6 protein-coding genes and 1 other RNA gene are annotated in these 7925 nt (G+C 62.1%); all 7 read right to left on the bottom strand.

Annotation, left to right across the window (positions count from 1 at the left end; translation table 11 throughout):
* Positions 1-2: 2 nt before the first annotated feature.
* The 7 genes from ACQRA4_RS11820 to clpB all read right to left on the bottom strand — a co-directional run bounded on the left by ACQRA4_RS11820 (position 3) and on the right by clpB (position 7878).
* Entirely contained in the window at positions 3-644 is a 642-nt protein-coding gene (locus ACQRA4_RS11820; RefSeq protein WP_427823280.1) for a TRIC cation channel family protein, read from the bottom strand.
* Positions 645-646: 2 nt separating this feature from the next.
* The gene (gene rny / locus ACQRA4_RS11815; RefSeq protein ID WP_427823279.1) at positions 647-2206 is read right to left on the bottom strand and encodes a ribonuclease Y; all 1560 of its coding nucleotides are present in this window, start codon (positions 2204-2206) and stop codon (positions 647-649) included.
* Between the two features lie 203 nt (positions 2207-2409).
* Positions 2410-2593: non-coding RNA, 6S RNA (gene ssrS, locus ACQRA4_RS11810), on the bottom strand.
* Positions 2594-2605: 12 nt separating this feature from the next.
* Positions 2606-2878 (bottom strand): cell division protein ZapA, encoded by a 273-nt coding sequence (zapA, locus tag ACQRA4_RS11805; RefSeq protein WP_427823278.1) that lies wholly within the window; start codon positions 2876-2878, stop codon positions 2606-2608.
* A gap of 6 nt (positions 2879-2884) precedes the next feature.
* A complete protein-coding gene (gene zapB / locus ACQRA4_RS11800) occupies positions 2885-3130 on the bottom strand; it encodes a cell division protein ZapB (RefSeq protein WP_427823277.1) in 246 nt (81 codons plus the stop codon).
* A 439-nt stretch (positions 3131-3569) separates the two neighbouring features.
* Complete coding sequence (gene glmU / locus ACQRA4_RS11795; RefSeq protein WP_427823276.1) at positions 3570-4922, bottom strand: bifunctional UDP-N-acetylglucosamine diphosphorylase/glucosamine-1-phosphate N-acetyltransferase GlmU; 1353 nt, start codon at positions 4920-4922, stop codon at positions 3570-3572.
* A gap of 352 nt (positions 4923-5274) precedes the next feature.
* Positions 5275-7878, bottom strand: coding sequence for an ATP-dependent chaperone ClpB (gene clpB / locus ACQRA4_RS11790; protein WP_427823275.1), 2604 nt, complete (start codon positions 7876-7878; stop codon positions 5275-5277).
* Between the last annotated feature and the right edge of the window lie 47 nt (positions 7879-7925).

Genomic DNA, 7925 nt, shown 5'->3' with positions numbered 1-7925 from the left:
TGTCATACCTGGCCTTTTCCAGCAATCCCCTGCCAGCACAGCCCCTTACGACTTCGCCAGAATCTCAGGGCCAGCATAAGGAGCGCGCCCGCCGTCACGCCTGTGGGCGCATTCAGGCCATAACGCAACAGGGCCAGACAGAGCATGGCCGCCAGCGCCGCGGCCATGGCGTACCAATCCTCTTCCAGCAGACGTGCCGCGTCACCCGCCGCCACATCCCGCACAAGGCCCGGCACAAGGCCGAAAACCAGGCCCAGGGCCAGCGCGTGCGGCCACTCAAGCGATGCGCCCCAGCACAGATGCGCGCATTGCAGGCACACCGCCAGGCCCAGGCTCAGGCTGTCCAGCCAGAAAAACAGGGCATCTCCATGACGCCCGCACCAGGGCAGCGAGAGAAGCAGCCCGCCCGCAAGGGCGCCGCCCAGCGCGCAGGGAATATGCCGCCCCGCCACCAGCGCAAAGAAACCCGGCAAATGGCTTGCCTCGCGCATGAGCGGCAGGCAGAGGCCGCAGAAGAGGCCCAGCGCGACCGCCCCGCCTATCTGCCCCCCGTTCTGACGCGCCCGCAACGCGGCTGAGGCGGCCAGCAAAACGCAGGCAGCCCCTTCCAGCAGTATGAATATCTCGTATTCGCCCAGCGGCATGGCTACTTGGCGAAGCCCACGGCCCGTCGCTCACGAATGACAGTGACCCGAATCTGGCCGGGATAGGTCAGATTTTTTTCAATCTTTTCCGCAATGTCCTTGCAAAGAATATAGGTGGTGTCGTCATCCACGCTTTCGGAATTGACCATAACCCTGATTTCGCGCCCGGCCTGGATGGCGTATGCCTTGGCAACGCCGTCGAAGCTGGTGGCGATGCCCTCCAGGTCTTCCAGACGTTTGACGTAATTCTCCAGCAATTCCTTGCGTGCGCCGGGCCGCGCGCCGGAGATGGAGTCCGCGGCCTGCACCAGCACGGCCAGCGCGGTGGAAGGCCGCTGATCCTCATGATGGGCGGCAATGGCGTGGATGATTTCCTGGCTTTCGTTATACTTTTTGGCCAGATCCGCTCCGATCAGGGCATGCGGCCCCTCCACCTCATGATCCACGGCCTTGCCGATGTCGTGCAGCAGGCCGGCGCGCTTGGCTTTTTTAACATCCATGCCCAGTTCGGCGGCCATCATGCCGCAGAGCGCGGAAACCTCCAGCGAATGCTGGAGCACATTCTGGGTAAAGGAGGTGCGATAGCGCAACTGCCCAAGCAGGCGGACGATCTCCGGATGGATGCCGTGCACCCCGGCGTCAAAGGTGGCCTGCTCGCCCACCTCGCGCACCTGGGCATCCAGCTCCTGCTCACATTTCTGAACAATATCCTCAATGCGGGCCGGGTGTATGCGACCGTCCTGGATCAGACGCTCCAGCGCCATCCTGGCCACCTGCCGCCGCAAGGGGCTGTAGGCGGAGAGGATGACGGTTTCCGGCGTGTCGTCAATAATCAGATCCACGCCGGTGGCGGCCTCCAGGGCGCGAATGTTGCGGCCCTCGCGGCCGATGATGCGCCCCTTCATGTCCTCGCTGGGCAGAGGCACGGCGGTGACTGTCTGCTCGTTTACATAATCGCCGGCATAGCGCTGGATGACGTTGCAGAGAATTTCCTTGGCCTTGCGGTCGGCCGTCTCGCGGGCTTCCATTTCAATCTGGCGGATCATCCGCGCCGACTCGTGACGGGTTTTCACCTCAATTTCCGAGAAGAGGCGCTCTTTGGCCTCTTCGGCGGTAAAGCCCGCAATCTGGGCCAGGCGTTGCTCCTGCTCTTCAATGCGGGTTTGCAAAAATTCTTCGGATTCGGCCAGCTGGCGCTCCTTGCGGGCCAGGTCTTTTTCTGTGCTCAAAAGCTCATGCTCTTTCTCGGTGGCCTTTTCCAATTTATCTTCAAGGCGGCTGCCCATCTCGTCCAGCTTGCGTTCCCGGAGTTTGACCTCGCGTTCGCGCTCCTTGAATTCGTTTTCCAGTTCGCGCTTCTGATTAAACAAATCATCCTGGCCCTGAAGCAAAATTTCTTTTTTCTGGGCCTGCGCCTCTTTGCGCGCCTCTTCCACAATGCGTTTCGCCAACTCATCGGCATCGCCGACGCGTTTGGCGCTCACCCAGCGGTGCGCCAGAGCGCCGGCCGACGCCCCCACCAGCACGGCCGCCGCAAGCGCTAGAATAAACAGAAAATCCATGAAACCAGCCTCTCTTTATGAATACGGGCATAACGCCCGGCAGACACCGGCAACCGCGAAAAAGACGCGATCGCCGTAGCGGATTGCGCGGAGAGCGTGAACCCTGTGGCTGGCTGCCGGAGATGCCGGCACAAAGGATGCATTGCACGAAGAGCCCGCCCGGAAAGAGCGCGCCCGACAAGAGAACTCCGTAAAAAACTGGCGTAATCCCCAGAGCGCCGTGTCATGGCTGCGGTGCAGAACCTGGTTGTCCAGGTCGGACGCCCGTATGCTTTTCTCAGGCTTCCCGCACAGATCGGGCATGCACACAAAAAGCAGAGACGGCGTCCATTTTTATTGCTTGTCAGGTTAGCACCGAGACATAAATCTCGCACACCCCAGGGAAATCGTCAAAAGAGTCTACACGGACTCCTCTATTTTAGAAAGCAGGGAATTGATGCGATTCTGCACATCATCCAGCTTCATCTTCGACTGCAACAAATCATCCGCCAGACCAAGGGCCAGAAAGGTCAGCAAAACATCCTTGCTTTGCCCTCCGTGGGACCTCAGTTTCTGGTCTGCAAACCGTTCTTCCATCAACCGCACGGCACGTTGCACCCGCCCCATGTCGGCGCCGGGTTTGAAGGATATCTCAAACCCGAGAACAGTAAGGTTGATGTTTTCCTGACTCACAAAAACCTACTCAACGCTGTCGTGCTCTTGAATGCGGTGCAACAGGGCGTCAATGCGCCTGAGCGCTTCGACGCGCAGATGTTCCTCCCGTGTCAGGGCATCGCGCAGCTTGCGGTTTTCTTCTTCCAGAACGGCCTGTTCCGCCACAACGGCGGAGGATTCGGCGCGAAGACGGGCATTTTCCGCCCCAAGGCGGTCCAGTCTGTCCAGAAGTTCCGTAACACGGAATTCAAGCCGTTCCAGAAGTTCCATGAGGTCTAGATAGCACCGGCCCCCGGCCTTGGCAAGAATGGAAAGTTCAAAAGCGCGTCATGGAGACGGAATTGCCCCACGAGCATGCGCCAGCCGCCTACCCCTTGCGGGGCAAATTTTTTTGGCGACCACGGGCTGCGCCAGCCGTTGGCCGCAAGGCCCTACGGATGGCGACAGCAAGCCCCGCAGGCTACGCCACGCCCTCAGCCGGCTATCCCTTGCGAGGCAAATTCTTCTGACGACCACGGGCTGCGCCAGCCGTTGGCCGCAAGGCCCTACGGATGGCGACAGCAAGCCCCGCAGGCTACGCCACGCCCTCAGCCGGCTATCCCTTGCGAGGCAAATTCTTCTGACGACCACGGGCTGCGCCAGCCGTTGGCCGCAAGGCCCTACGGATGGCGACAGCAAGCCCCGCAGGCTACGCCACGCCCTCAGCCGGCTACCCCTTGCGGGGCAAATTTTTTTGGCGACCACGGGCTATACCCATCTCATGGGCGGGCACATTCTTGGTGATAACCGAACCCGCGCCCACCAGAGCATTGTCGCCCACGCTGACCGGAGCCACCAGGGCCGTATTGCTGCCGATAAAGGCTTTTTCACCGATACAGGTCTGATATTTGTGCTTGCCGTCGTAATTGCAGGTGATGGCGCCCGCGCCAATATTCGCGCCCGCGCCAATCCGGGCATCGCCCAGATAGCTCAGGTGATTGGCCTTGGCCCCCCTGCCCAGACGGGTCTTTTTCAGCTCCACGAAATTGCCCACATGGGATTCGGCCTCCAGTTCCGCGCCGGGCCGCAGGCGCGCGAAGGGCCCCACCAGCGCGCCCTCGCCAACTTGCGCGCCTTCAAGATGAGAGAACGCCCTGATTTCCGCGCCCTCTCGAATCAGGCAGTCGCGCACCACGCAATGCGAGGCCACAGAAGCCCCGCGCCGTATTTCCGTGCGACCGTATATCTCACAGGGGCCGGTCAGTTCCGCGCCGGGTTCGATACGGGCCAGCGGACTCACGCGAATCAGATCCGGCGCGTGCAGAATCACGCCTGAAGCCAGCAGCCGTTCCGCCGTGCGGGCGCGCAGCAGCTCTTCCATGCGGGCAAGCTCCAGCGGAGAATTGACGCCCAGCAGGCTGTCGTCCCGCCCGCACTCCACGCCGCGCACGGTATAGTTTTCAGCCACGGCCAGGGCAATGAGGTCGGTGATGTAATACTCGCCGCTCTTGTTGTCGTTGCCCAGGCGCGGCAGCAGGCTTTCCACGGCGGCCAGGCTGAGATGGTACATGCCCGCGTTGACCTCGCCGCTCTCCGGGCCGTGAAGGGCCGGATTGTAGTCCTTGGCTTCCACAATGCCGCACACCTGCCCCTGTTTGCGCACCACCCGGCCATACGCGCCGGGATTGTCCAGCACAATGGTGGCGAAAGCCAGATCCGCGCCGGCGGCTTCGGCCAGGAAGTCACGCGCCAGAGCTTCGGAAAACAGGGGGGCGTCGCCGTTGACCACCAGCAGATGGGTGCAGCCCGCCTCGGAAAGCGCGGGCAGAGCCTGCATCAGGGCATGCCCCGTGCCGAGCTGTTCGGCCTGAAAGACCAGGCGCGCATCAGGAAAGGCCGCCTCCACCATTTCAGCCCGATGCCCCACCACCATCCAGACATTTTCACCAAAAACCGGCCGCAGGGCCGCGCGCACATAGGCCAGCATGGGCTCGCCCAGCAGAGACTGCAAAACCTTGGGACGATCCGAATGCATGCGGGAGCCCTTGCCCGCCGCCAGAATAAGAGCCGCATTTTTCGGCATGAAAACACTCCTTGAGTAGCTCGCGCTCATACGCTGTCCGCAACGCATGAAGGAACACGCGGCGCATCAGCGTGGCGCAGGCAAAGCAATAGCCTCTTCGCTGACTTTGGGCAAGGCGGGGCATCCGCGCAAAAGCGGCCTCTCTCCGGGCTCAGCCGGAGAAAGGCCGCTTTGCATCAAGGCCGCGTTCACATTGCGAGAAATTTTGTTCTACGCCAGAGAAAAAGGCTTTTTGTGAAGGGAATGCACTCTTGCGGCGCTTGGCCGACATAAAAAGCCTTTTTGACGCAGGCAGAAGACAAAAGAGCCGTAGTCTGCCCCCCGGAACACACGCAGCCGGGACGATTGCCGCTTATACGGTTACGAAATCCAGTCGACCGTCCCCGACCTCCACGCGCACATGCTGGCCGTCGCGTATGCGGCCGCTGACCAGCTCACGGGCCAGGGGCGTCTCCACGGCCTGTTGCAGATAGCGCTTGAGCGGACGCGCGCCATAGATCGGATCATAGGCCGCCTCGGCCACAAAATTGCGGGCTTCGTCGCTCATGTCCAGTCTGATTTTGCGTTCCTCCAGGCGCGCGCGCAGGCGCTTGAGCTGAAGCTCCACAATGCGGCCGATCTGATCTCGCCTGAGCGGCAGGAAGACCACGGTTTCGTCCACGCGATTGAGAAATTCCGGACGGAAGTGGGCGCGCAACTCTTCCATGACCTGTTCCCGCGCCCCTTCCCTGAGCGTCCCGTCCGGCGCGATGCCGTCCAGCAGGTGCATGGAGCCGATGTTGGAGGTCATGATCACAATGCAGTTGCGAAAGTCCACCGTGCGGCCCTGGCTGTCCGTGAGTCGCCCGTCGTCCAGCAGTTGCAGCAGGGTATTGAACACGTCTGGATGGGCCTTTTCGATCTCGTCAAAAAGAATCACGGAGTAGGGCTTGCGGCGCACGGCCTCGGTGAGCTGGCCGCCCTCGTCATAGCCCACATAGCCCGGAGGCGCGCCAATGAGCCGCGACACCGAATGCTTTTCCATGTATTCGCTCATGTCCAGGCGAACCATATTGTCTTCCGTATCAAAAAGCGCCTCGGCCAGAGCCTTGGAAAGCTCGGTCTTGCCCACGCCCGTGGGCCCCAGGAAGATAAAGGAGCCTGTGGGCCGCGAGGGATCGGACAGGCCGGCGCGGGCGCGCAGCACGGCATCGGCCACCGCGGTGACCGCCTCATCCTGGCCCACCACCCGCTCATGCAACTGGTCGGACAGGCGCAGCAGCTTTTCGCGCTCGGACTCCAGCAGCCGGGTCACCGGAATGCCGGTCCACTTGGCCACGATTTCAGCCACATCGTCGGGGCGCACCTCCTCGCGCAGCAGGCGCGGGGCGTCGCCTTCGCGGCTTTCGCCCGAAACGGCGGCCAGCTTCTTTTCCAGCTCCAGCAGTCTGGAATACTTGAGTTCGGCGGCCCGGTTCAGGTCATAGGCCCGCTCGGCCTGTTCAATGGCCAGCTTGGTCTGTTCGATCTGCTCCTTGATTTCGCGCGCCGTGTCGATGGAGCCTTTTTCGTTCTCCCACTGTTTGCGCATGGACGCCTGCTGGCCGCGCAGTTCGGCCAGCTCGTTTTCCAGACGCTCAAGGCGTTCGCGCGAGGCTTCGTCCGTCTCGCGGCGCAGGGCCTCGCGCTCGATCTCCAGTTGCATGACCTTGCGGTTCACCTCGTCCAGATCAGCCGGCAAGGAGTCGATTTCCGTGCGGATCATGGCCGCGGCTTCATCAATGAGGTCAATGGCCTTGTCCGGCAGCTGGCGATCCGTGATGTAGCGGTGCGACAGCACCACGGCTTCCACAATGGCCGAGTCGCTGATGCGCACGCCGTGGTGCACCTCAAAGCGTTCTTTCAGACCGCGCAGGATGGAGATGGCGTCCTCCACGGTGGGTTCTTCCACCATGACGGGCTGAAAGCGCCGCTCCAGAGCCGGATCCTTTTCAATATACTTGCGGTATTCATCCACCGTTGTGGCGCCGATGCAGTGCAGCTCGCCGCGCGCCAGCATGGGCTTGAGCAGGTTGCCCGCATCCATGGAGCCTTCGGTTTTGCCCGCGCCCACAATGGTGTGCAGTTCGTCGATGAAGAGGATGATCTGGCCTTCGCTTTTCTCCACCTCAGTAAGCACGGCCTTGAGCCGCTCCTCGAACTCGCCCCGGTATTTGGCCCCGGCGATAAGCGCCCCCATATCCAGGGCGAAGAGCTTGCGGCCCTTGAGCCCTTCGGGCACATCGCCCTTGACGATGCGAAACGCCAGCCCCTCCACGATGGCGGTCTTGCCCACGCCCGCTTCGCCGATGAGCACGGGGTTGTTCTTGGTGCGCCGGGACAGAATGCGGATAACCCGGCGGATTTCCGCGTCGCGACCGATGACCGGGTCCATCTTGCCCTGGCGCGCCGCGTCCACCAGATCGCGCGCGTACTTGCCCAGAGCCTCGAATGTATCTTCCGGGTTGGCGCTGGTCACGCGCGCGCCGCCGCGCAGCTCTTCCATCGCCCTGACGAAGGCCGCGCGGGTAATCTTGTATTCCCTGAAGGCCTGGCCCAGAGGCGAAGAAGGCTCCACATCGGTCAGCGCGGCAAAAAGATGATCCACGCTGACGTATTCGTCCTTCATCCGCCGGGCCTCATTCTGGGCTTCGCCCAGCGCCTTGGCCAGACGCGGGGTAATCATGATCCTGGTGGGGTCCATGCCGCCGCCGGAAACCGAAGGCCGCTTGCGCAGCGAGGTTTCCAGCGCCACGGCCAGGGCCCTGGGCTGAACGCCCATATGCTCCAGAATGCGGGGCACGATGCCTTTTTCCTGCTGTACGAGGGCCAGGGCCAGATGCTCCGCATCCGTCTCCTGATGGCCCATGCCCGCGGCGACGGTCTGAGCCTCGGTCACGGCCTCGCGGGCTTTTTCTGTAAATTTGCTGATGTCCATACGCTCTCCACACAATGCCGGCAGGCCCGGCGTATATTTTCAATCGG

The organism is Desulfovibrio sp. SGI.169, from assembly GCF_050313595.1.
Taxonomy (GTDB): domain Bacteria; phylum Desulfobacterota; class Desulfovibrionia; order Desulfovibrionales; family Desulfovibrionaceae; genus Desulfovibrio.
The sequence above is the reverse complement of the archived record's forward strand: the minus strand, read 5'-3'. Positions and strand labels throughout refer to the sequence as shown.